We start from the raw sequence: 23834 nt of genomic DNA on the forward strand, positions 1-23834 counted from the left end.
GCGCGACAGAGTAGCATATCCTGTCGTGCGAGCGTGTTATCGAATCAGGCTTTCCGGGTCGTCAATCAGCGTTGGATTCAGGCAACTTTCGTAGTAGCTCTGAATTTCCGCGATGCGGGTGCGGTGACGCTGGTAGCGTCTGAATGCCTGTACGCTGTTGTAGACAGCGCATCCGAGCATGGAGAACATCAGCAGCGTCGTGCCAAGGTAGCGCCATAACCCTGAACGATCCGGGATACGGTGCAGGCCAATGTGCTGGGTGCCATTGGCGTCAGTCGAAATATTGGTGACGATCCCCTCTGCGCGAAATGGTGTCTGCATCAGCATCTGCGCCAGGCGCTGGAAGGCGTTCCACTGTTCCTGGGGAGGATAGTCATATAGCGAGGTCGTCGGCCACGGCTGATCGACCAGATCGCTGCCTTCATCGCTGATAATCAGGAAACCGCCGGGAGCAGGGCTATTCAGCGCCTGGGCCGCTCGCGCAGTCTCGCGTGAAATAAATGGTGCCGTAGAGGTATTCACCAGATTATCTAACGACTCAGCGCTTACCGGACGCAGCAGCACGTTCACCCCATCCAGTTTGCCTGCGTTCGCTCGCTTTACCAGCGCGGCCCAGTCTTTGCTGTTACCGAGGTTAACCAGCGCATTCTTTAAGCGTACACATTCATCTTTGGCTGCACACAGATCGGCCGTTTTCAGGACAATCTCACCAAAATCGTCCAGTAACACCATGCCGGACTTTTGGATTGCCGAGCGTAGCGATGCGCTGACGCGAGAGTCATCGTCAGGTTTGGGATGCAGCTGGCGGTTCACGGCCTGCGTGAGCGCAGTGGCCTTATTCACCAGATCGGATTCGGGCAGCGGTAATGCGCGTGCGTCATTCCAGATAATTTGCGAGCAATCGAAAGGCATAAACGGCGTGGTGGGCTGCGCATTCCAGCTCCCTTGGGTATGAATATTACACATACCCGTACCGCTCAGGTGCAGTGTGTCACCCACGCGAACGCCCGCGTTTTCGAGCTGTTTAACGCTGGTGGCTTCGATAGTTTGCGCGCCCTTCATCCAGGAAAGCGTGACCTTTATCGGCATATCCAGCGGGATCCAAAACAGCAGCATCAGCAGTACCAGCAACGAGCCGCCCGCGATGACGGCGTTGCGCAGCCAATGTTGCAACGGGAAATTTTTGACTTCATCGTGCAGAGATAAAAAACGCCCCTGGCGGACAACGTGGCGATCGAGATAAATATCGATATCCGTTTGCTGGCCAAGGTCTTGGGCGATGTAAGGTTGCCAGTGAGGTGGGTAGATCAGATCGATAATACCCAGCGAGATATTATTAATTTGCTCCTGGTCGTTTTCGCCAAACAACCCCCAGCGACGCGGCGTACCGCGCAAACAATGAATTTCCCGCAGGGCGGTTTTGGACGGCGGGGCGAATAATCCCCACAGGCCCGCAGCTAACAGCAACACCGCGCCACCGACTGCCCATGGAACAAACGTATTCGGGATAACCAAACAGAAAAAGAACAGCAGGAATGATGCGGTTATCAGCAACGCCTCGCGCAATCCCGAAGGGCGGCTGAGCGCATATTCTTCATGGGTTTCCTGGCGAATATTCAGCAGTTCAATCTGCTCACTTTCTTCACCACGAATGGATGCCTGGGTAGAAGCGGTGTGCTGCAACGCATAGCCACGCGCTTCCTGCATATATTCCTGCAGCGTATGGCCGTTCAACGAGATAACCAGCGGTATTGTATTGGTATGGATTATCTCAACGCTATTTTCGTCATTGATGTATTGTTCCCAGAAAGGGGGAAGGTGTACCTCAACGGAATCAAGATAGTAGCGCCATTTGTTAGGATCGTCGGTAGTGATGCCGTAACGTGTAATCGAACGAGTAAGCACGATGACGCTATTACTTTGGGCATTCAACGTTAATGAGACTGGCGCAGAACTGGCTCCAGTTGGACCTGGTACTTGCTGAATTTGACTAAGGCTTTCGAGATAGTTTTCGACGGCAGTGCGTTCTTCAGGCGCGAGTTTACGTTTCGAGGCGTCTGAGAAAACGCTGCTCAAGGGTAAATTTTTCTGCCTGGATTTTGATTTGAGTAGCCATCCTGCAAGCAATGAGCAGGCCAGCAAAGCAGCTAAAAAAATCAGAATGGTGCTCATGCTTTCCCCATCTTACTTAGTCTGTCAGGCGTGGTCAGTCGCACCCTGTTCAATATTCGTGATTCTGTGGTTGGCTATCGGCAAGTGTGGAGTCGAACTTGAGCATCTTTAAGTACAGCCCAGTAAAAGCGAATCATAGCAAAATCACTAAAAATGGAATATCAGCAAATTCCTGGAGTTATTTCAACCTATTGACTTTTAATTTGAAATAGGGATTAACTTTTAGTACGTTACATAAATGTAAATAAACGGCAATTCACATTGCCGAAACCGTGCGGTATATCGCACAATAACCCCAGATTTCACAGCAAAGATCCTCACAATGAGCAAATCATTACAGAAACCCACGATTTTGAAAGTGGAAACCGTCGCCCAATCCCGGCTGTTTAAAGTCGAAAGCGTGGACCTTGAGTTCAGCAATGGCGTACGCCGCGTTTATGAACGTATGCGTCCATCCACGCGTGAAGCGGTAATGATTGTGCCGATTGTTGACGACCACATGATCCTCATCCGCGAGTACGCAGTCGGGACCGAATCTTACGAACTGGGCTTTTCCAAGGGATTAATCGATCCTGGCGAAAGCATTTTTGAGGCGGCGAATCGGGAGCTGAAAGAAGAGGTGGGGTTTGGCGCAAAAGATCTGACGTTTTTAAAGAAACTCAGCATGGCACCATCTTATTTCTCCAGCAAGATGAACATCGTGGTGGCAGAAGATTTATATCCTGAATCGCTGGAGGGTGATGAACCTGAGCCATTGCCGCAGGTGCGCTGGCCGCTGGCGCATTTGATGGACCTGCTGGAAGATCCTGATTTTCACGAAGCGCGTAATGTCAGTGCCTTGTTCCTCGTACGCGAATGGCTGAAAGGGCAGGGGCGGCTTTAATTTCTCTGCAGCTAATACACGAACAACAAAAAAGGCGCCTAAGCGCCTTTTTTGATCAGAACAGTTCGTGCGTCTCGCCATTATCGATAATGGTCGTCCCCACTTCATGCACCGCCTGTTGCGTCGGCTGAGTGCCTTCAATGAAGTACTCTGCGCGGCTATTGCCACCGCTTGCCAGTTGTCCTGTGCTGCGATCGATATTGACCGTTACGATACCCGGTGGCGGCGTCAACGGCTGTTCAGGCACGCCTTCCAGCACGGACTTCATGTAGGCATCCCATGCTGGCTGCGCACTCTTCGCACCGCCTTCGTAGCCGGAGATTTGGTCTTTGATCGCGCCGGAAGCTGTCGTATGACCAAGGTTGCGGCGATGATCATCAAAGCCGATCCATACTGACGTCACCACGCCTGGTCCGTAACCGGAGAACCACGCATCTTTAGAGCTGTTGGTGGTTCCGGTTTTCCCGCCGATATCATGACGCTGTAAATCGCGACCTGCGCGCCAACCGGTTCCCATCCAGCCTGGTTCACCAAATATATTGGTGTTCAGCGCGCTTTTAATCAGGAAGGCCAGCGGTGTGTTGATCACGTGCGGAGCGTATTCCTGTGTGCCGCTTTGCGCGACCAGTGCCTGGTTAGCCTGCTCAAGCTGTGGCATAGGCACGGCAGCATTCTGCTGTTCCTGCGAGACAGCGACATCTTCTACGTTACTGTTTTCCAGCACGTTAGATTTCTGGGTATCGCCGTAAATCACCGGAATATCGCATTCCGGGCAGGCAATTTTCGGCTTCGCTTCGAAGATAACGCCGCCCATATCGCTTTCGATCTTACTGATGAAATACGGATCGACCAGGAAGCCGCCGTTAGACATCACTGCGTAACCGCGCGCCACCTGCAACGGTGTGAACGAAGCCGAACCCAGCGCCAGTGACTCGGTATGCACAATGTTCTGTGCCGGGAAACCGAAACGTTGCAGATACTCTGCCGCGTAATCCACGCCCATGGCGCGCATGGCGCGTACCATCACCACGTTTTTCGACTGACCCAGCCCCTGACGTAAGCGGATAGGACCGGCATACTGCGGCGGGGAGTTCTTCGGCTGCCAGTCGGAACCAGCACCGGCATCCCAGCGGGAGATTGGTACGTCGTTGAGCATGCTAGCCAACGTCAGACCTTTATCCATCGCGGCGGTATACAGGAATGGCTTGATGTTAGAACCCACTTGGCGTAACGCCTGCGTTGCGCGGTTAAACTTGCTCTGGTTGAAGTCAAAACCACCAACCAGTGCCAGCACCGCGCCGTTTTGCGGATTGATGGAGACCAGTGCGGAGTTGACGTCCGGCACTTGCGCCAGCCACCAGGCATCGCCCACCTGGCGTACCCAGATTTGCTGGCCGGCCTGTACCACGTCGGTCACTTTACGCGGCGTTGGGCCTTGTTGAGTATCCGAGCGGTAAGGACGCGCCCAGCGCATACCATCCATGCGTAATGACACTGACGTACCATCCGCCAGCGCGGCAATGGCTTCCTGCGGATTGGCACTGGTAACAACCGCCGGTAACAGCGGGCCATAAGTCGGCAGCGCTTTCAGCGTATCGGTGATTTTTTTGCTGTCCCAACTGCTTTCGCCCACTTTCCACAGTATGTTCGATGGGCCGCGGTAGCCGTGGCGCATGTCGTAATCCATCACGTTGTTACGTACTGCCTGCTGAGCTGCCTGCTGTACTTTGCGTGTAATGGTGGTGGTGATGCGATACCCGTCTTCATAGGCTTTCTCACCATAACGGTTATACATCTCCTGGCGCACCATTTCAGACAGATATGGTGCAGAGAAAGCGATTTCCGGTGCGTGGTAGTTGGCGTCAATGGCCTCGCCGCGCGCCTGATCGTACTGGGCCTGCGTGATGTAGTTTTCGCTCAACATACGCGACAGTACAACGTTACGTCGCGCGGTTGCCCGGTCCATCGAATAGAGAGGGTTGAAGGTTGACGGCGCTTTTGGCAGACCGGCAATCACCGCAATTTCACTTAAGCTGAGTTGATCCACCGTTTTACCGAAATAGACCTGCGCGGCAGCACCCACGCCATAGGCGCGATACCCCAGGTAAATCTTGTTCAGATACAGCTCGAGGATCTCATCTTTACTCAGCAGTTGTTCAATGCGGATCGCCAGGAACACTTCTTTGATCTTACGCATCAGCGTACGTTCCGGGCTCAGGAAGAAGTTTCTCGCCAACTGCTGGGTAATGGTACTCGCCCCTTGCGACGCGTGACCAGAGAACAATGCTACGCTGGCCGCACGGAAGATCCCCACCGGGTCTACCCCGTGGTGCTCATAAAAGCGGCTGTCTTCTGTGGCGATAAAGGCTTTAACCATTACCGGCGGCATCTGATCCAGCGTGACCGGGATTCGACGTTTCTCGCCATACTGCGCGATTAGCTCGCCGTCAGCGCTGTAAACCTGCATCGGGATCTGTAAACGCACATCTTTGAGCGTCGCGACGTCAGGTAATTGCGGCTCGATATAGCGATAAAGGCCATAAATCGAGCCTGCTCCCAGCAGGATGCAACATACTGCAAGGATTAATAAATACTTTACGAACTTCACTGGAGATTTCCCATTTAGTGGCATTTGGGCAGTTTATAAACAAACGCGCGGTAGTATAAAGGCAAGCCAGACGCATTGATATACCCGTTAAAGCGACGGGTGATAAGGAGATCATCAGCAATGGCTTTCAATATCTGGAAAATTGGTCTGCATATTCAGCAACATGAAGTGCTGGCTGTCGCTATCGTTCGCGAAGCATCAGGTTGGTATCTGCAGCGCTGGTGGCGTATACCGCTGACGCCTCAGGTTATCGTCGATGGCCACATTCGCGAGCCTGAACAGCTGGTCGCCGCGCTACTGCCGTGGAGCCGGGAGCTCCCTCGCCGACACTATATTCATCTCTCTTTTCCCGCCAACAGGACGTTACAAAAAAAGTTTCCTCGTCCGACAATGACGTTACGCGAGCCAGAGCAAACCGCATGGTTGTCCGGTTCGATGGCGCGTGAACTGGATATGGCTCCGGATGCACTGCATTTTGATTATAGCGAAGACACTTTGAGCCCGGCGTTTAACGTCACTGCTGCGCAAAGCAAAGAGATTTCAGCGCTTCTGACGCTTATCCAAACCCTGAAGGTGCAGGTTACGGCGATTACCCCGGACGCCAGCGCGTTACAGCGATTTATTCCCTTCCTGCCGGAGCATCACCAGTGTCTGGTATGGCGCGATGATGCCCAGTGGTTATGGGCGACCCGTTCAGCATGGGGACGTAAATCAACGGGCGATATTAGCTGTATCGAGGAGCTTGCCACGACATTATCTCTGCCCACGACAGCCATTGCGCAATGCTCCCCCGGCGGCTTCGATCCTTTAAGCGCCGTGTCTGTACGCCAGCCGCCCATTCCAACGCAAAGCCATCACTTCGCCATTGCGCTGGGACTCGCTATGGGGGGCGTGTACTGATGATTGCGACCATTAATCTTCTGCCCTGGCGTCAGGCTCGGCGTTACGCTTGCCTGCGCTTCTGGGGCATCTTATTTAGCGCTTCACTCTTGCTTAGTATTGGCGTGTTGTTGCGCTATTACAGCGTTTTGAGTGTAGAAAATCGGGCTGAATTGTTGCTGGCAGACGCCGAAAAAATGCGGGCCGAGGCCCTCATGGCGCTGAAGCCGCGTGTGCAACAGCGCCAGCAACGATGGCAGCAGGTTCAGGCGCGGAACAAACAGCGTGAGCAGACCCGAAGCTGGCAACGGGCTTTGCAAGGGCTGGCGGAATTACTGCCGGAGCAGGCGTGGTTAACAAAAATGACCTGGCAGCAGGACACGCTGGAACTGACGGGAAACACGCTGAACTTTGCCGCATTGAAGGTATTGGAAGCGCAATTACGCCAGTTGCCGTTGTTTATGTTGAACAGCCCTGGAGAAACGCAGCAGGATGCGCAGGGACGCTGGCAATTCCACTTTCGACTGACACGGAGCGACGCGCATGATAACGCTCTGTGATGTCTGGTTAGCGCAGTCGCCACGCTTTCGACTCATATGCTGGTGCGGCTGGATGTTGGGGTTACTCATACTGGTGACGCTATGTCTTTACCCCGTAGCGCGGGAGCGGACTATGCAACGCGAGTCGCTGGTCCAGCAACGTGCGGCTATTCAGATGCAATGGCGAGATGTATATCTGCTGGCGGCATCACCAGCAGAGTCTGAAGAGAAACTGACCTTGTTCTCCCCGCTGCTGTTTCAGAATTCACTTACCCGTCTTATCCACTGGCAACCCTCAGTTCAGGGGGGAGAGATGGCGCTGATATCGGCCTGGGATGCTATCCCGCTGACGTTTGTCCAGTTGGCGGATCAGGGGATGAACGTCAGCCGATTTTCGCTTAGCGCAGAAGGCACAGAGCTGCTGCTAACGCTACAGCTGGAGCGCCTGAATGATGGTTGAACGCTGGTTGTTGGCATGTATAAGCGTACTGATGCTCACCGGTATGCGTAATCCCTTCCTGCCGCCGGAGGACCGTTGTCAAATTGCTGAGCTGTCGACATGGCGTTTTCAGGGCATGGTGAGTCAGGGCACACGACCCATCGGCATCGTTCAGGATAGCCAGAAAAAATGGCGGCGGGTTAAGCGAAATGACGTCCTGAAAAACGGTTGGACGATTATGCAGATAACGGCCCAGAACATAACTCTCGACACAGAAAAAAACTGCGAACCGCCGCGGTGGCAGTGGCAGCGACAAGGAGCGGTAAATGAAGCGATGGATAGCGTTGATAGTAATGGCACTGGCGGTCGGGATAACGAGCGCGCTGGCGACGAAACCGCAAAACGTGACGCTGGTGGTCGATGATGTGCCGGTTACGCAGGTATTGCAGGCGCTGGCTGAACAGGAACAAAAAAAACTGGTGGTTTCGCCGGATGTCAGCGGTGTGCTGTCGCTGCATTTGACGGATGTCCCCTGGAAGCAGGCATTGCAGACGGTGGTAAAAAGTGCCGGGCTGGTATTACGTCAGGAAGGCAACGTCCTGCATGTGCATTCTGTTCAATGGCAGAGTGAAAATGCGGCTCGTCAGGAAAACGAGCAGGCGCGGATTCAGGCTAGTCTTCCGCTGGAACATCGCAGCATCATTTTGCACTATGCTGATGCCACCGAGCTGGTAAAAGCCGGAGAAAAGCTGCTCAGTGCTAAAGGAAGCATGACGGTGGATAAACGAACCAATCGCATACTGCTGCGTGACAATCGTGTTGTTCTCGACACCCTGGAAACGTGGGTAGCGCAAATGGATTTGCCAGTTGCCCAGGTTGAACTGGCGGCGCATATCGTCACCATTAATGAAAAAAGTTTGCGTGAGCTGGGGGTGAAGTGGTCACTGGCTGACGCACAACAACCGGGGGCGGTTGGGAATGTCACAACGCTTGCCAGCGATCTCTCTGTAGCCACCGCCACATCCCGTGTGGGATTTAACATTGGCCGTATTAACGGTCGTTTACTGGAACTGGAGTTGTCTGCGCTGGAGCAAAAACAGCAACTGGATATCATTGCCAGTCCACGATTACTGGCATCTCACCTGCAACCTGCCAGTATTAAGCAGGGCAGTGAGATCCCTTATCAGGTCTCCAGCGGTGAAAGCGGTGCGACATCCGTCGAGTTCAAGGAAGCGGTACTGGGGATGGAGGTGACGCCAACGGTGTTGCAGAAAGGGAGAATCAGGCTGAAACTGCATATCAGCCAGAATGTTCCGGGACAGGTTCTACAACAGGCAGATGGCGAAGTGCTGGCTATCGACAAGCAAGAGATTGAAACGCAGGTCGAGGTAAGAAGCGGCGAGACGATTGCGCTTGGCGGGATTTTTTCACATAAGAATAAATCCGCAGCCGACAGCGTGCCGCTATTAGGCGACATTCCTTGGCTTGGCTCTCTTTTTCGCCATGATGGTAAAGAAGATGAACGGCGCGAGTTAGTGGTCTTTATTACGCCCAGGCTGGTTTCAACGGAATAACTTATGCATGAAAAGCCGTTGTTTTTGCACTGAACACGTTTCAGGGATTTGACGTGAGGGTGTATTTAGCATACAAGGAGTACCGATTTGAGCGTCGGTACTTTTCTTTACTTATGCGGCAGTGAATACGCTTTGCCTTTCCGGTGGTGTGCCATAGGCTTATTGGGTGTCATTTGGCTGCGCGATACGTCGCCAGGTCTGATGTTTGCAGGGTAGCATGCCTGCCACGACCAGAAATGCGTTAGGTTTGGTGATTTATTCAGTTGCCAAACCCGCTTGAGTATTGAGATAATTTTCAGTCTGACTCTCGCAATATCTTATGAGGTTTCAGTTCATGTCCTGCTGCGCTGGGTGTCTGCGAAGCGGGTTTACCATTAACGAATAGTCTTAGTAGTACCGAAAAAATGGCAGAGAAACGCAATATCTTTCTGGTTGGGCCTATGGGTGCCGGAAAAAGCACTATTGGGCGCCAGTTAGCTCAACAACTCAATATGGAATTTTACGATTCTGATCAAGAGATTGAGAAACGAACCGGAGCTGATGTGGGCTGGGTCTTCGATGTAGAAGGTGAAGACGGCTTCCGTGATCGCGAAGAAAAAGTCATCAACGAGTTGACGGAAAAACAGGGTATTGTGCTGGCAACTGGCGGTGGCTCTGTAAAATCACGTGAAACACGTAACCGTCTTTCCGCGCGTGGCGTCGTGGTCTATCTTGAAACGACAATTGAAAAACAACTTGCGCGTACTCAACGTGACAAGAAACGCCCGCTGCTGCAGGTAGAATCACCGCCTCGTGAAGTTCTGGAAGCGTTGGCTGACGAACGCAATCCTCTGTACGAAGAGATTGCTGACGTGACCATTCGCACCGACGATCAGAGCGCAAAAGTCGTAGCAAACCAGATTATTCATATGTTGGAAAGCAACTAATTCTGGCTGAATACACACTCGTCTGCGGGTACAAGTAACTAAGGTGGATGTCGCGTAATGGAGAGGATCACAGTCACTCTCGGGGAACGTAGTTACCCTATCACCATCGCGGCTGGTTTGTTCAATGAACCAGCTTCATTCTTACCGCTGAAATCGGGCGATCAGGTTATGTTGGTGACCAACGAAACCCTGGCCCCCCTTTATCTCGATAAGGTTCGCGGCGTACTTGAACAGGCGGGTGTTAACGTTGATAGCGTTATCCTTCCCGATGGCGAGCAGCATAAAAGCCTGACGGTTCTGGATACGGTTTTCACCGCGTTACTGCAAAAACCGCACGGTCGTGATACCACGTTAGTTGCCCTTGGCGGCGGCGTGATTGGCGATCTGACCGGTTTTGCGGCAGCCAGCTATCAACGTGGTGTTCGTTTTATTCAAGTTCCGACAACCCTGTTGTCGCAGGTCGACTCCTCCGTTGGCGGCAAAACCGCCGTAAACCATCCCCTCGGTAAAAACATGATTGGCGCGTTTTACCAACCGGCCTCCGTGGTGGTGGATCTCGATTGTCTGAAAACGCTTCCTGCGCGTGAGCTGGCATCGGGGCTGGCGGAAGTGATCAAATACGGCATCATTCTTGACGGTGAATTTTTCAGCTGGTTGGAAGACAATCTGGATGCGTTGTTGCGTCTGGACGGTCCGGCGATGGCGTACTGTATTCGTCGTTGTTGTGAGCTGAAAGCAGAAGTTGTCGCAGCAGACGAGCGCGAAATGGGCTTACGTGCTTTACTGAATCTGGGGCACACGTTTGGCCATGCGATCGAAGCTGAAATGGGTTATGGCAATTGGTTACATGGTGAAGCGGTGGCCGCTGGTATGGTAATGGCTGCCCGTACGTCTGAACGTTTGGGTCAGTTCACCTCCGCTGATACGCAGCGCATCATTACGCTGTTACAGCGAGCAGGCTTACCGGTGAATGGGCCGCGTGAAATGTCCACTGAGGCTTATCTGCCGCACATGCTGCGAGATAAAAAAGTGTTAGCGGGAGAGATTCGTTTGGTGCTTCCGCGAGCGATAGGGAAGAGTGAAGTGCGCGGCGGAGTGTCGCACGAGGTGGTTCTTAACGCTATTGCTGATTGCCAGCAGGCGTAACAACAAGAAAGGTCAGGCTTACGTTGCGAAACGTAGGTCTTTTAGCTTCAGGTTATGTGCAAAGTCGTAAGCATTAACCTTTGAGTGGGGTGTTAAATGGATGAATTCAAACCAGAAGACGAGCTGAAACCCGATCCCAGCGATCGTCGTACTGGTCGTTCTCGTCAATCGTCTGAACGCGATAATGAGCCGCAAATCAATTTTGATGATGTTGATCTGGATGCTGACGATCGCCGTCCTGCGCGCGCACGCAAAGAGCGTGATGAAGAGCAGGACATTGAAGAAGAGTATGAATCTGATGACGATACCGTGGATGAAGAGCGTGTAGAACGTCGTCCGCGCAAGCGTAAGAAAGCCGCCAGCAAGCCTGCCTCCCGCCAGTATATGATGATGGGCGTGGGTGTTCTGGTACTGCTGCTGCTGATTATCGGCATTGGTTCTGCGCTGAAAGCCCCCTCATCTTCTTCCAATGAGCAGGCAGCATCTGGTGAGAAGAGCATCGATCTCTCTGGCAGCAATGCAACGGATCAGGCGAGTGCAACGACACCTGCAACGGGCGCAGAGCAGACTGCTGGCAATACCCAGCAGGATGTTTCCCTGCCACCGATTTCCTCTACCCCGACTCAAGGTCAGACACCTGCGGCAACTGAAGGGCAGCAGCGTGTTGAAGTGCAGGGCGATTTGAACAACGCTCTGACACAACCGCAAGGGCAGGAGCAAGTTAACAACGCTGTGGTTAACTCTACGCTGCCGACCGAACCTGCGACCGTTGCGCCGATGCGTAATGGTAATGCTGCGCGCCAGACTGCGAAAACGGAAACGACTGAACGTCCTGCGTCTACGCATCAGGAACGTAAACAGGCCGTAATTGAGCCGAAGAGCAAATCGCAAACTACGGTGAAAGCGACGCCGACGGAGCCGAAACCTGTTGCCCAGGCAAAACCAACCGCAACTGCGCCGACTACCACAACCAAAGCACCTGTGGTAACCGCTACGCCGAAAGCGACCGTTGAGCCGAAAGCAACCACGACGGCGCCAGCACAGACCGCAACGCCTGCGCCAACGGCGACAGCAACAACGACAACACCTGTTGCTGGCGGAGCGAAAAGTGCAGGTAACGTTGGAGCGTTAAAATCTGCGCCGTCCAGCCATTACACGCTGCAGCTCAGCAGTTCTTCTAACTACGACAACCTGAACGGTTGGGCGAAGAAAGAAAACCTGAAGAACTATGTGGTGTACCAGACAACGCGTAACGGTCAACCGTGGTATGTTCTGGTAACAGGCGTGTATGCGTCTAAAGAAGATGCGAAACGTGCAGTGTCTACGTTACCCGCTGATATTCAGGCGAAAAACCCGTGGGCAAAACCGCTGCACCAGGTTCAGGCCGATTTGAAGTAAGATAGGATATGTTCTGCAATGGTTTGCTGTTTCGCCCAATTGCGGGACAAAGACTAAAGCGCAGGATGCTGTCGGAGCTTTCTCCACAGCCGGAGAAGGTGTAATTAGTTAGTCAGCATGAAAAAAAATCGCGCTTTTTTAAAATGGGCAGGGGGGAAATACCCCCTGCTTGATGATATTAAACGGCATTTACCTCAGGGTGAGTGCCTGATTGAACCTTTCGTGGGTGCCGGGTCGGTGTTTCTCAACACCGACTTTTCTCGTTATATTCTTGCCGATATCAACAGCGACCTTATCAGTCTCTACAACATCGTGAAGACGCGTACCGATGAGTATGTGCAGGCTTCTCGTGAGCTGTTTATGCCTGAAACCAATCAGGCTGAGGTGTACTATCGGTTCAGAGAAGAATTTAATGCCAGCCAGGATCCGTTCCGCAGAGCAGTGCTGTTCTTGTATCTGAACCGCTTTGGTTACAACGGATTGTGCCGTTATAACCTGCGCGGCGAGTTTAACGTCCCGTTTGGGCGTTATAAAAAACCTTACTTCCCGGAAGCCGAGTTGTACCATTTTGCTGAGAAAGCGCAGAATGCGGAGTTCCATTGCCTCTCCTATGAAGAGTGCATGGATCGTGCGGATAGCAACTCTGTGGTCTATTGTGACCCGCCTTATGCACCACTTTCGGCGACGGCAAATTTCACTGCGTATCACACCAACAGCTTTAGCCCGAAAGAGCAGGCGCATTTGGCCGAGATGGCAGAAAAGCTGGTCAGTAAGCAGATCCCAGTGTTAATTTCGAACCACGATACGCCCGATACCCGTGAATGGTACCGAGCGGCGAAACATTTTCAGGTCAAAGTGCGGCGCAGCATAAGCAGCAATGGCGGCACGCGTAAAAAGGTGAACGAACTGCTGGCACTGTATAAACCAGGAGTTGTAACGCCTGCGAAGAAATAAATCTCAAGGAGAAGCGGATGAAACAGTATTTGATCGCCCCCTCAATTCTGTCGGCTGATTTTGCCCGCCTGGGTGAGGACACTGCGAGAGCGCTGACTGCCGGTGCCGACGTCGTGCACTTCGACGTCATGGACAATCACTACGTACCGAACTTGACCATCGGACCGATGGTACTGAAATCGCTGCGTAAATATGGCATCACTGCCCCGATTGATGTTCACCTGATGGTGAAACCGGTCGATCGTATTGTCCCGGACTTCGCCGCCGCCGGTGCCAGCATCATTACTTTTCACCCGGAAGCCTCCGAGCATGTTGATCGCACTTTACAGCTGATCAAAGAGCATGGCTGTAAAGCGGGCCTGGTGTTCAACCCGGCAACGCCACTGAGCTATCTGGACTACGTCATGGATAAGCTCGATGTGATCCTGCTGATGTCCGTTAACCCAGGCTTTGGCGGGCAGTCCTTCATCCCACAAACGCTGGATAAACTGCGCGAAGTGCGTCGTCGCATTGATGAATCTGGCTACGATATCCGCCTCGAAGTGGACGGCGGTGTCAAGGTGAACAACATTGGCGAAATTGCCGCGGCAGGCGCAGATATGTTTGTCGCAGGCTCCGCTATTTTCGACCAACCAGACTACAAAAAAGTCATTGATGAAATGCGCAATGAACTGGCGAAGGTAAGTCATGGATAAGTTTCAGGATATTCGGGGCGCTGCATTTGACCTCGACGGCACGCTGGTCGACAGCGCGCCGGGATTAGCCGCAGCGGTGGATATGGCGCTGTATGCGCTGGAATTGCCGGTTGCCGGAGAAGAACGCGTTATCACCTGGATTGGCAACGGTGCAGACGTACTGATGGAGCGCGCGCTGGCGTGGTCTCGTCAGGAGCGCGCGACATTACGTAAAACGATGGGTAAACCGCCCGTTGATGATGATATTCCCGCTGAGGAACAGGTACGTATTTTGCGTAAGCTGTTCGACAGATACTACGGTGATGTCGCAGAAGAGGGGACATTCCTGTTCCCTGATGTTGCCGACACGCTGGGCGCGCTGCATGCGAAAGGATTGCCGCTGGGTCTGGTGACCAACAAACCGACCCCGTTTGTCGCGCCATTACTCGAAGCATTAGATATCGCCAAATACTTTAGCGTGGTCATCGGTGGTGACGACGTGCAGAATAAAAAACCGCATCCGGATCCGCTGCTGCTGGTGGCAAGCAAGCTTGGCATCAAGCCTGAGCAAATGCTCTTCGTAGGGGATTCACGCAATGATATTCAGGCGGCAAAAGCTGCTGGCTGTCCGTCCGTTGGCCTGACCTATGGCTACAACTACGGTGAGTCGATCGCGCTGAGCCAGCCCGACGTTATTTACGACCGTATTAATGAACTACTGCCCGCTCTCGGGCTTCCGCATAGCGAAAATCAGGAATCAAAAAATGACTAAGCCCATCGTTTTTAGTGGCGCACAGCCCTCAGGTGAATTGACCATTGGCAACTATATGGGTGCGCTGCGTCAGTGGGTGAGCATGCAGGATGACTACCATTGCATCTACTGCATCGTTGACCAACATGCCATCACCGTTCGTCAGGATGCTCAGCAGTTGCGTAAAGCAACGCTCGATACGCTGGCGCTGTACCTGGCATGCGGTATCGATCCTGAAAAAAGTACAATTTTCGTGCAGTCTCACGTACCGGAGCATGCACAGTTAGGTTGGGCGCTGAACTGCTACACCTACTTCGGCGAGCTGAGCCGTATGACCCAGTTCAAAGATAAATCCGCACGCTATGCGGAGAACATCAACGCCGGCCTGTTTGATTATCCGGTACTGATGGCGGCAGACATTCTGCTGTATCAGACCAACCAGGTACCGGTTGGCGAAGATCAGAAACAGCATCTGGAACTGAGCCGCGATATCGCCCAGCGCTTCAACGCCCTGTATGGCGAGATCTTCAAAGTGCCTGAGCCGTTCATTCCTAAATCCGGCGCGCGCGTGATGTCGCTGCTGGAGCCGACGAAGAAAATGTCCAAGTCGGATGACAACCGCAACAACGTGATCGGCCTGCTGGAAGATCCTAAATCTGTGGTTAAGAAAATCAAACGCGCGATGACCGACTCTGAAGAGCCGCCTGTTGTACGCTACGACGTGCAGAACAAAGCGGGCGTTTCCAACCTGCTGGATATCCTCTCTGCGGTCACCGGCCAGAGCATTCCGGAGCTGGAACAGCACTTCGAAGGCAAAATGTATGGTCATCTGAAAGGTGAAGTCGCAGAGGCCGTTTCCGGTATGCTGACCGAGCTTCAGGAGCGTTATCACCGTTTCCGTAACGATGAAGCTTTCCTGCAGAAAGTGATGAAAGACGGTGCGGAAAAAGCCAGCGCACGTGCTTCTGTTACGCTTAAAGCCGTTTACGAAGCGATTGGTTTTGTCGCCAAGCCGTAATGCGCTCTGTGTTGTTGAAGAAACCGGGTTACGCCCGGTTTTTTTTCGCCTGTTGGTTTGTGAACCTCAAAAAATGTGAAGCGCCTCGCCGTTTGCATATTTCCTCATTGCGTTATATCTTCATTTTAATGAAGATATAAATATTCAATTTACTGAAAATATAAAATGCGTCGGACATTTATCAAGAAAGAGGGGGTTGTGCTGACAACCCTGGCTCGTTACCTGCTCGGTGAGAAGTGCGGTAACAGATTGAAAACTATTGATGAACTGGCAGCCGAGTGTCACTCATCGGTAGGGTTAACTCAGGCTGCGTTGAAAACGCTGGAATCCTCTGGGGCAATCCGTATTGAGCGTCGTGGGCGTAACGGTAGCTATTTGGTGGATATGGATAACCGTACGCTGCTAAAGCATGTGGATATTAATAACGTGGTCTGTGCGATGCCGCTGCCTTACACCCGTTTATATGAAGGACTGGCGAGTGGGCTGAAAGCGCAGTTCGATGGGATCCCGTTTTATTATGCACACATGCGTGGGGCTGATATTCGCGTGGAATGCCTGCTAAACGGCGTCTACGACATGGCGGTGGTTTCTCGTCTGGCGGCGGAAAGTTACCTTGCTCAGGACGGGCTGCGCATCACGTTGGCGCTGGGACCGCATACCTACGTTGGCGAGCATCAGCTAATTTGTCGCAAGGGCGAATCTGCAGATGTAAAACGTGTCGGACTCGATAACCGTTCGGCGGATCAGAAAATCATGACCGAGGCCTGTTTTGGCAACCGTGACGTTGAATTGATCGATATGCCTTATCACGAAAGCTTGCAGCGCATCGCGAAAGGGGATGTGGATGCGGTTATCTGGAACGTGGTTGCCGAGGCCGAGCTGGCGGTACTGGGGTTAGAAGCCACGCCGCTCACCAACGATCCGCGATTTCTGCAGGCCACGGAGGCCGTGGTACTTACCCGCGCAGAGGATTATGCGATGCAGCAGCTACTGCGCGCCGTTGTTAACAAAGAGGCGCTGCTTGCCCACCAACAACGTGTGGCGAACGGTGAACAGGAACCCAGTTATTAAGTGAAGGCAAACGACATGGAAAACAGGCTTAACCTGCTGTGTGAAGCAGGCGTTATCGACAAGGATATTTGTAGCGGCATGCTGCAAGTGGTCAGGCGGTTGGATGAAGAGTGGCGCTTGCCGATTCACAGCGAGCAAGGAACCATGGCGATGACCCATATGGCGAGTGCGTTAATGCGCAGTCGCCAGGGCGAAGTGATTGAAGCGCTGGATGGTGAGTTGCTGGAGGAGTTGGCGCAATCTCATCTCTGGCCAACTATTTTGCTGGTACATCAGGCGCTGATGAAAGAGTTTACGGTGGCGCTGCACGCGAATGAAGAAGGCTATATGTTGGCGAACTTGTATGGATTGTGGATGGCGGCGAACGAAGGTGTCTGAAATCACTGGGAAATGAGCTTATTGCATCTTAAATATTCAAAAAAATGAATATTTAACTGAAGGATTAGAAACGAGGCAGAGAAATGTTTATAGACGCATTGAAACGCCAGAACCCTGCGCTAATCTCCGCCGCTATCGCGTTATGGCAGCAGGGAAAGATCGCCCCTGATAGTTGGGTCATTGATGTTGACCAGGTCATTGAGAATGGCAAACGTCTGCTGGATGTCGCGGGGCAACATGGTATCTCGCTGTATCTGATGACCAAACAGGTTGGACGTAACCCGTGGCTGGCGGAGAAACTGTTGCAGCTTGGCTATGAAGGCATCGTGGTTGTCGATTACAAGGAGAGTCGCGTCATGCGCCGTGCCGGGTTGCCGGTTGCGCATCAGGGACATCTGGTGCAGATCCCGTCGCGGCTGGTCAATGAAGCTGTAGCGCAAGGTACTGAAGTCATCACATTGTTCTCACTGGAGAAAGCGCGCGAAGTTTCCGCTGCTGCGGTGAAGGCCGGTTGTGAACAGAACGTGATGCTGAAGGTGTACGACAAAGATGATTTTCTCTACCCGGGACAGGAAAGCGGATTTCCGCTGATGTATCTGACGGATGTGGTCAATGAAATCCGCAGACTGCCGGGCCTCCGCCTGAGCGGCCTCACCCATTTCCCATGCCTGTTATGGGATGAAAACTCCGCGCAGACGATGCCGACGCCTAATCTGCATACGCTGGTAAATGCCCGACGTCAGTTGGTTGAGGCCGGGATTGCCATTGAGCAGCTTAATGCGCCGTCAGCCAGTAGCTGTTCGTCACTCCCTTTGCTGGCGGAATATGGTGTCACCCATGCGGAGCCGGGTCATGCGTTGACCGGCACCATTCCTTCCAATCAAAAAGGCGACCAGCCGGAACGCATTGCGATGCTGTGGTTGAGCGAGATATCGCACAATTTTCGCGGGGACAGTTATTGCTACGGCGGGGGCTATTATCGTCGCGGCCATGCGCAAAATGCGCTGGTCTTTACGCCAGAAAATGACGCGCCGATCGCAGCGAAGCTAAAACCCGTGGACGACAGCAGCATTGACTACTACCTGCCTGTGGCCGGTGAGTTTCCGGTGAGCAGCGCGGTGATCTTCTGTTTTCGCACCCAGATCTTCGTGACGCGTAGCGACGTGGTGCTGGTGTCGGGCATTCAGCGCGGCGTAGCTGAAATCGTCGCGCGATACGACAGTCTCGGCAATATTCTGGAGGACTAATGGCCCGATTCGTGGTGTTGGTAATCGACAGTTTTGGCGTTGGCGCAATGAAAGACGTCACGCGGGTCAGGCCGCAGGATGCCGGAGCGAATACCTGTGGTCATATCCTGGGCGAACTCCCGCAGTTACGGCTGCCAACGCTTGAGAAGTTGGGGCTGATTAACGCTCTGGGCTTTGCGCCGGGCGTGATGAAACCTTCGGAATCGGCAGTCTGGGGCGTTGCGGAGCTGCAGCATGAAGGGGGAGATACCTTTATGGGCCATCAGGAGATTTTAGGTACACGGCCTCAGGCCCCGCTGCGGATGCCATTTAGCGACGTCATTGATCGCGTTGAGCAAGCGCTAAAAGCCGCAGGCTGGCAGGTGGAACGTCGCGGCGGCGACCTGGCGTTTCTTTGGATCAACGATGCGGTTGCAGTGGGCGATAACCTCGAAGCGGATTTAGGTCAGGTCTACAACGTCACTGCCAACCTGTCCGCTATTGCGTTTGATGAGGTGCTAAAGATTGGCCGCGTAGTGCGTGAACAGGTTCAGGTCGGGCGCGTCATCACCTTTGGCGGCCAGCTTGCGAACAGCCAGCGCATTCTGGATGCCGCCGAAACGATGGAAGGGCGCTTTGTCGGCATTAATGCCCCACGCTCCGGCGCGTATGAAAGCGGTTTTCAGGTCAGGCATATGGGCTTTGGCGTAGATGAGCAGGTACAGGTACCGCAAAAACTGCATGACGCCGGAATCCCTACCGTGCTGGTCGGTAAAGTGGCGGACATCGTTGGCAATCCGCACGGGCGCAGCTGGCAAAACCTGGTAGATAGCCAGCAGATTATGGATATCACGCTTAACGAATTTAACGCGGAATCGACGGTATTTATCTGTACCAACATTCAGGAAACCGATCTCGCCGGACACGCTGAAGACGTCGCACGTTATGCCGAACGGCTGCAGCTTGTTGATCTTAATCTTTCACGCCTTCTGACCGCTATGGAGCCAAATGACTGTCTGGTGGTCATGGCCGATCACGGCAACGATCCGACCATAGGGCACAGCCACCATACCCGGGAAGTTGTGCCGGTATTGGTGTATCAACAGGGGCTTGAGCCTGCGCAATTAGGCATCCGGGCGACGTTATCCGATGTTGGCGCTACGGTGTGTGAATTTTTCGGCGCGGCGGCGCCACAAAACGGCTGTTCTTTTCTCTCGGCATTGCGCCTTACAGGAGACACCTTATGAACTTTGATCCGACGGGCTACACCTGGGTCCACGAACATCTGCATATCGATCTCTCCGGATTTAAGAATAACCTCGACTGCCGGTTAGATCAGTACGATCTCATTTGTCAGGAAATGAAGGATCTCCGGGCGTCAGGCGTCAGCAACATTATTGAGATGACCAACCGCTATATGGGACGTAATCCGCAATTCATGCTCGACCTGATGCGCGATACCGGAATCAACGTCGTGGCCTGCACAGGCTATTACCAGGATGCGTTCTTCCCTGAACATGTTGCGGCGCACAGCGTGGAACAGCTCGCGCAGGAGATGGTCGATGAGATAGTCATCGGTATTGATGGCACTGAATTGAAGGCCGGAATTATCGCGGAAATTGGCTCTAGTGAAGGCGTGATTACGCCGCTTGAAGAGAAGGTGTTTATCGCCGCGGCACGGGCACACATCGAAACCGGACGCCCCATCTCAACCCATACCTCTTTTAGCACGATGGGAGTGGAACAGCTGGTGTTGCTACAGGCGCACGGCGTCGACCTTTCCCGCGTAACCGTTGGTCACTGCGACCTGAAAGATAATCTCGACAATATCTTACGCATGATCGAGCTCGGCGCGTATGTGCAATTCGATACCATCGGAAAAAACAACTATTACCCGGACGAGAAACGCATCGCCATGCTGCACGCGATACGCGATCGCGGACTGCTTAGCCACGTCATGCTCTCTATGGACATTACCCGCCGCTCGCATTTAAAAGCCAATGGCGGCAATGGCTACGACTATCTGTTAACCACCTTTATCCCACAGCTGCGCCAGTCAGGATTCAGTCAGGCCGATGTGGACATGATGTTACGTGATAACCCCTCAAAATTTTTCCAATAAGGACAGAATCATGAAAAAGATTGGCGTTGCTGGCTTACAGCGTGAGCAGATTAAAAAAACCATCGAAACCGCAGCACCGGGCTGCTTTGAAGTCTCCATTCATAACGATATGGAAGCGGCGATGAAGGTGAAATCCGGACAACTGGATTACTACATCGGCGCTTGTAACACCGGTGCGGGTGCAGCACTGTCGATTGCCATCGCGGTGATTGGCTACAACAAGAGTTGCACTATCGCCAAGCCGGGTATTAAGGCGAAAGACGAACATATCGCAAAAATGGTTGCGGAAGGGAAAGTGGCATTTGGTCTCTCCGTCGAACATGTTGAACATGCGATTCCGATGCTGGTTAACCACCTGAAATAAAAGGCATGACTATGGATCTGTATATTCAGATTGTGGTGGTGGCCTGCCTGACCGGCATGACGTCACTTCTGGCACACCGCTCGGCGGCCGTCTTTCATGACGGCATCCGCCCGATTCTGCCGCAACTGATCGAGGGGTACATGAACCGCCGTGAGGCGGGAAGTATCGCGTTTGGTCTGAGTATCGGCTTTGTAGCGTCGGTGGGGATCTCCTTTACCCTGAAAACCGGCTTGCTCAACGCCTGGCTGCTGTTCCTGCCGACGGATATTCTCGGCGTGCTGGCAATGAACAGCCTGCTGGCGTTCGGTCTGGGCGCTATCTGGGGCGTATTGATTCTGACCTGCCTGCTGCCGGTGAACCATCTGCTCACGGCGCTGCCGGTGGATGTGCTGGGTAGCTTGGGTGAATTAAGTTCGCCGGTGGTTTCTGCATTCGCACTCTTCCCGCTGGTGGCGATTTTCTACCAGTTTGGCTGGAAACACAGCATTATCGCGGCGGTGGTGGTACTGATGACCCGCGTGGTGGTGGTGCGTTACTTCCCGCATCTGAACCCGGAATCAATTGAGATTTTTGTGGGGATGATGATGCTGCTGGCGATCGCCATTACGCATGATATTCGCCATCGTGGCGATGAAGAGATAGATGCCAGCGGGTTATCTGTCTTTGAAGAACGAACCTCACGGATTATTAAAAACCTGCCGTATATTGCCATCGTTGGCGCGCTGATTGCCGCCGTTGCCAGTATGAAAATTTTTGCTGGTAGCGAGGTCTCAATTTTTACGCTGGAAAAAGCCTATTCAGCGGGGATTACGCCTGAGCAATCGCAGACGCTGATTAACCAGGCGGCGCTGGCGGAATTTATGCGTGGGTTGGGTTTTGTGCCGTTGATTGCCACCACCGCGCTGGCAACCGGTGTGTACGCGGTAGCGGGCTTCACCTTTGTTTATTCCGTAGGTTATCTGGCTCCGAACCCGTGGATAGCGGCAATCCTTGGCGCTATCGTGATTTCAGCGGAAGTGCTGCTGCTGCGCTCAATTGGCAAATGGCTGGGGCGTTATCCGTCAGTGCGTAACGCATCGGACAATATTCGTAATGCGATGAATATGCTGATGGAAATGGCGCTGCTGATAGGCTCGATTTTTGCCGCCATCAAGATGGCGGGCTACACCGGCTTCTCGATTGCGGTAGCGATTTACTTCCTTAACGAATCGATAGGGCGTCCGGTGCAGAAGATGGCGGCCCCGGTCGTGGCGGTGATGATTACGGGTATTGTGCTGAATATTCTCTACTGGTTTGGTCTGTTTGTTCCGGCCTGAGGAGGCGTAAAACATGAAGACGTTCCCTCTGCAAAGTCTGACGCTCGCGCAAGCACAACAAAAGCAGTTTGCGCTGGTGGATACGCTCTGCCGTCACTTTCCTGGCGCTGACTTTCTGGCTGGTGGCGATTTTGGGTTGGCCCCGGGACTGAATCAGCCCCGGGTCACGCAGCGAGTGGAAAAGGTGCTGGCCGAGGCGTTTCATGCTGAAGCCGCCGTGCTGGTTCAGGGGGCTGGCACCGGGGCTATTCGCGCTGGGCTGGCCGCACTGCTCAAACCCGGGCAGCGGCTGCTGGTACACGACGCACCTGTGTATCCTACAACACAGGTGATCATCGAGCAGATGGGCATCACCCTGGTCAGGGCTGATTTCAACAGCCCCTCGGCAATCATGCGGGCTATTACGCAGTATCGCCCTGATGCCGCGCTGGTACAGCATACGCGGCAGCAACCGCAGGACCATTACGTTTTAGCGGATGTGTTGGCGGAAATAACACAATGTGGCGTACCGACATTAACCGATGATAACTACGCGGTGATGAAAGTAGAGGGTATCGGCTGCGAGTGTGGGGCGACGCTGTCCACCTTTTCCTGCTTTAAGCTCTTCGGCCCGGAAGGCGTAGGGGCGGTTATCGGCAAGGCAGAGGTCATCGCTAAAATTCGTAGCACCCTCTATTCCGGCGGCAGCCAGATCCAGGGAGCGCAGGCGCTCGAGGTTCTTCGCGGTCTGGTTTTCGCTCCGGTGATGCATGCGGTGCAGGCTGGCGTTTCTGAGCGTCTGCTGAATCTGCTCGATAGTGGAGCGATACCTGAGGTGAAAAAAGCGGTTATTGCTAATGCCCAGTCGAAGGTGCTGATCGTGGAGTTTCACCAGCCGATTGCCGCCCGTGTGCTGAAAGCGGCGCAAGAGAGAGGTGCGCTACCGTATCCGGTAGGAGCGGAGTCGAAATATGAAATCCCGCCGCTGTTTTATCGCCTCTCCGGGACCTTCCGTGAAGCGAATCCAGAGCTGAGCGACTATGCGATTCGTATTAATCCCAATCGCAGTGGCGAGGACACGGTGCTGCGGATTTTGCGGGAAAGCGTGAGTGTATGTGAGTGAGCGTAAATCTAAAATGAAAAAACCGGGAAATTCCCGGTTTTTTTGTATCTGCGCAATCGCGTATATTATTGATTTGCAGCCGGGCCGCAGCCACCAATAATTTTAGAAATTGAAATCGCCGGATGGAATAAATAATCGTAGCTACAGTTGTTTTTTGTGTTTTCAATATGACCAGTACATGCGGTCAGCGTAGCCAGAATCCCTGCAACAATGGTGATTTTTGCAAATTTAAACATATCAAAATCCTTATTAGGTATCTATTTTTAAATGGATGAAATCCATTTCTCGGTCGTT

24 protein-coding genes are annotated in these 23834 nt (G+C 53.2%); 21 read left to right on the plus strand and 3 right to left on the minus strand.

Annotated elements, in window-relative coordinates:
- Nucleotides 1–36: 36 nt before the first annotated feature.
- Complete coding sequence (gene igaA / locus OGX67_RS03795; protein ID WP_003023535.1) at nt 37–2172, minus strand: intracellular growth attenuator protein IgaA; 2136 nt, start codon at nt 2170–2172, stop codon at nt 37–39.
- Nucleotides 2173–2494: 322 nt separating this feature from the next.
- Here igaA and nudE point away from each other — a divergent pair, with 322 nt between their 5' ends.
- Complete coding sequence (nudE, locus tag OGX67_RS03800) at nt 2495–3055, plus strand: ADP compounds hydrolase NudE (RefSeq protein WP_003023537.1); 561 nt, start codon at nt 2495–2497, stop codon at nt 3053–3055.
- A gap of 55 nt (nt 3056–3110) precedes the next feature.
- On the opposite strand, the gene mrcA is transcribed toward nudE, so the two are convergent.
- Nucleotides 3111–5663, minus strand: coding sequence for a peptidoglycan glycosyltransferase/peptidoglycan DD-transpeptidase MrcA (gene mrcA / locus OGX67_RS03805; RefSeq protein ID WP_048218777.1), 2553 nt, complete (start codon nt 5661–5663; stop codon nt 3111–3113).
- Nucleotides 5664–5783: 120 nt separating this feature from the next.
- On the opposite strand from mrcA, the gene OGX67_RS03810 reads away from it, so the two are divergent.
- The 20 genes from OGX67_RS03810 to OGX67_RS03905 all read left to right on the plus strand — a co-directional run bounded on the left by OGX67_RS03810 (nt 5784) and on the right by OGX67_RS03905 (nt 23540).
- Entirely contained in the window at nt 5784–6563 is a 780-nt protein-coding gene (locus OGX67_RS03810) for a type IV pilus biogenesis protein PilM (protein ID WP_003023541.1), read from the plus strand.
- Nucleotides 6563–7102 carry a PilN domain-containing protein gene (locus OGX67_RS03815; protein ID WP_204583218.1) on the plus strand — a complete coding sequence of 180 codons (540 nt, stop codon included), beginning with the start codon at nt 6563–6565 and terminating at the stop codon, nt 7100–7102. The genes OGX67_RS03810 and OGX67_RS03815 overlap by 1 nt, the downstream gene beginning before the upstream one ends.
- Entirely contained in the window at nt 7086–7541 is a 456-nt protein-coding gene (locus tag OGX67_RS03820) for a HofO family protein (protein ID WP_032932729.1), read from the plus strand. Before OGX67_RS03815 ends, OGX67_RS03820 begins: the two co-directional genes overlap by 17 nt.
- A complete protein-coding gene (locus tag OGX67_RS03825; RefSeq protein WP_003837912.1) occupies nt 7531–7944 on the plus strand; it encodes a HofP DNA utilization family protein in 414 nt (137 codons plus the stop codon). The genes OGX67_RS03820 and OGX67_RS03825 overlap by 11 nt, the downstream gene beginning before the upstream one ends.
- Nucleotides 7847–9094: a DNA uptake porin HofQ gene (gene hofQ / locus OGX67_RS03830; protein WP_286525938.1), complete on the plus strand. Its 1248-nt coding sequence runs from the start codon at nt 7847–7849 to the stop codon at nt 9092–9094. The genes OGX67_RS03825 and hofQ overlap by 98 nt, the downstream gene beginning before the upstream one ends.
- A 404-nt stretch (nt 9095–9498) precedes the next feature.
- Nucleotides 9499–10020 carry a shikimate kinase AroK gene (gene aroK, locus OGX67_RS03835; RefSeq protein WP_003023552.1) on the plus strand — a complete coding sequence of 174 codons (522 nt, stop codon included), beginning with the start codon at nt 9499–9501 and terminating at the stop codon, nt 10018–10020.
- Between the two features lie 57 nt (nt 10021–10077).
- Nucleotides 10078–11166 (plus strand): 3-dehydroquinate synthase, encoded by a 1089-nt coding sequence (gene aroB, locus OGX67_RS03840; RefSeq protein WP_003837915.1) that lies wholly within the window; start codon nt 10078–10080, stop codon nt 11164–11166.
- Between the two features lie 96 nt (nt 11167–11262).
- Nucleotides 11263–12564: a cell division protein DamX gene (gene damX, locus OGX67_RS03845; protein ID WP_071697072.1), complete on the plus strand. Its 1302-nt coding sequence runs from the start codon at nt 11263–11265 to the stop codon at nt 12562–12564.
- Between the two features lie 117 nt (nt 12565–12681).
- Nucleotides 12682–13518 carry an adenine-specific DNA-methyltransferase gene (dam, locus tag OGX67_RS03850; RefSeq protein WP_003023558.1) on the plus strand — a complete coding sequence of 279 codons (837 nt, stop codon included), beginning with the start codon at nt 12682–12684 and terminating at the stop codon, nt 13516–13518.
- A gap of 17 nt (nt 13519–13535) precedes the next feature.
- Complete coding sequence (gene rpe, locus OGX67_RS03855; RefSeq protein WP_003023561.1) at nt 13536–14213, plus strand: ribulose-phosphate 3-epimerase; 678 nt, start codon at nt 13536–13538, stop codon at nt 14211–14213.
- Nucleotides 14206–14964 (plus strand): phosphoglycolate phosphatase, encoded by a 759-nt coding sequence (gene gph / locus OGX67_RS03860; RefSeq protein ID WP_003837920.1) that lies wholly within the window; start codon nt 14206–14208, stop codon nt 14962–14964. The genes rpe and gph overlap by 8 nt, the downstream gene beginning before the upstream one ends.
- On the plus strand, nt 14957–15961 hold the full coding sequence (gene trpS, locus OGX67_RS03865; protein ID WP_003023564.1) for a tryptophan--tRNA ligase: 1005 nt from the start codon (nt 14957–14959) through the stop codon (nt 15959–15961). The genes gph and trpS overlap by 8 nt, the downstream gene beginning before the upstream one ends.
- A gap of 165 nt (nt 15962–16126) precedes the next feature.
- Nucleotides 16127–17032, plus strand: a complete 906-nt coding sequence (gene yhfZ / locus OGX67_RS03870; RefSeq protein ID WP_044701428.1) for a GntR family transcriptional regulator YhfZ — start codon at nt 16127–16129, stop codon at nt 17030–17032.
- A gap of 15 nt (nt 17033–17047) precedes the next feature.
- Nucleotides 17048–17410, plus strand: a complete 363-nt coding sequence (locus tag OGX67_RS03875; protein ID WP_003023568.1) for a hypothetical protein — start codon at nt 17048–17050, stop codon at nt 17408–17410.
- Nucleotides 17411–17493: 83 nt separating this feature from the next.
- A complete protein-coding gene (locus OGX67_RS03880) occupies nt 17494–18657 on the plus strand; it encodes a YhfX family PLP-dependent enzyme (RefSeq protein WP_003023571.1) in 1164 nt (387 codons plus the stop codon).
- Nucleotides 18657–19883, plus strand: a complete 1227-nt coding sequence (locus tag OGX67_RS03885) for a phosphopentomutase (RefSeq protein WP_054528851.1) — start codon at nt 18657–18659, stop codon at nt 19881–19883. Before OGX67_RS03880 ends, OGX67_RS03885 begins: the two co-directional genes overlap by 1 nt.
- On the plus strand, nt 19880–20758 hold the full coding sequence (locus tag OGX67_RS03890; RefSeq protein WP_032937263.1) for a phosphotriesterase-related protein: 879 nt from the start codon (nt 19880–19882) through the stop codon (nt 20756–20758). Before OGX67_RS03885 ends, OGX67_RS03890 begins: the two co-directional genes overlap by 4 nt.
- Nucleotides 20759–20768: 10 nt before the next feature.
- The gene (locus OGX67_RS03895) at nt 20769–21122 is read left to right on the plus strand and encodes a DUF2620 domain-containing protein (RefSeq protein WP_003023576.1); all 354 of its coding nucleotides are present in this window, start codon (nt 20769–20771) and stop codon (nt 21120–21122) included.
- Nucleotides 21123–21133: 11 nt separating this feature from the next.
- On the plus strand, nt 21134–22438 hold the full coding sequence (locus OGX67_RS03900) for a YhfT family protein (RefSeq protein ID WP_286525941.1): 1305 nt from the start codon (nt 21134–21136) through the stop codon (nt 22436–22438).
- A gap of 13 nt (nt 22439–22451) precedes the next feature.
- Complete coding sequence (locus tag OGX67_RS03905) at nt 22452–23540, plus strand: aminotransferase class I/II-fold pyridoxal phosphate-dependent enzyme (protein ID WP_257651311.1); 1089 nt, start codon at nt 22452–22454, stop codon at nt 23538–23540.
- Between the two features lie 65 nt (nt 23541–23605).
- On the opposite strand, the gene OGX67_RS03910 is transcribed toward OGX67_RS03905, so the two are convergent.
- Nucleotides 23606–23776, minus strand: coding sequence for a YhfL family protein (locus OGX67_RS03910; RefSeq protein ID WP_071697075.1), 171 nt, complete (start codon nt 23774–23776; stop codon nt 23606–23608).
- Between the last annotated feature and the right edge of the window lie 58 nt (nt 23777–23834).

It is taken from the genome of Citrobacter sp. Cf118 (assembly GCF_030334095.1).
GTDB lineage: Bacteria > Pseudomonadota > Gammaproteobacteria > Enterobacterales > Enterobacteriaceae > Citrobacter > Citrobacter freundii.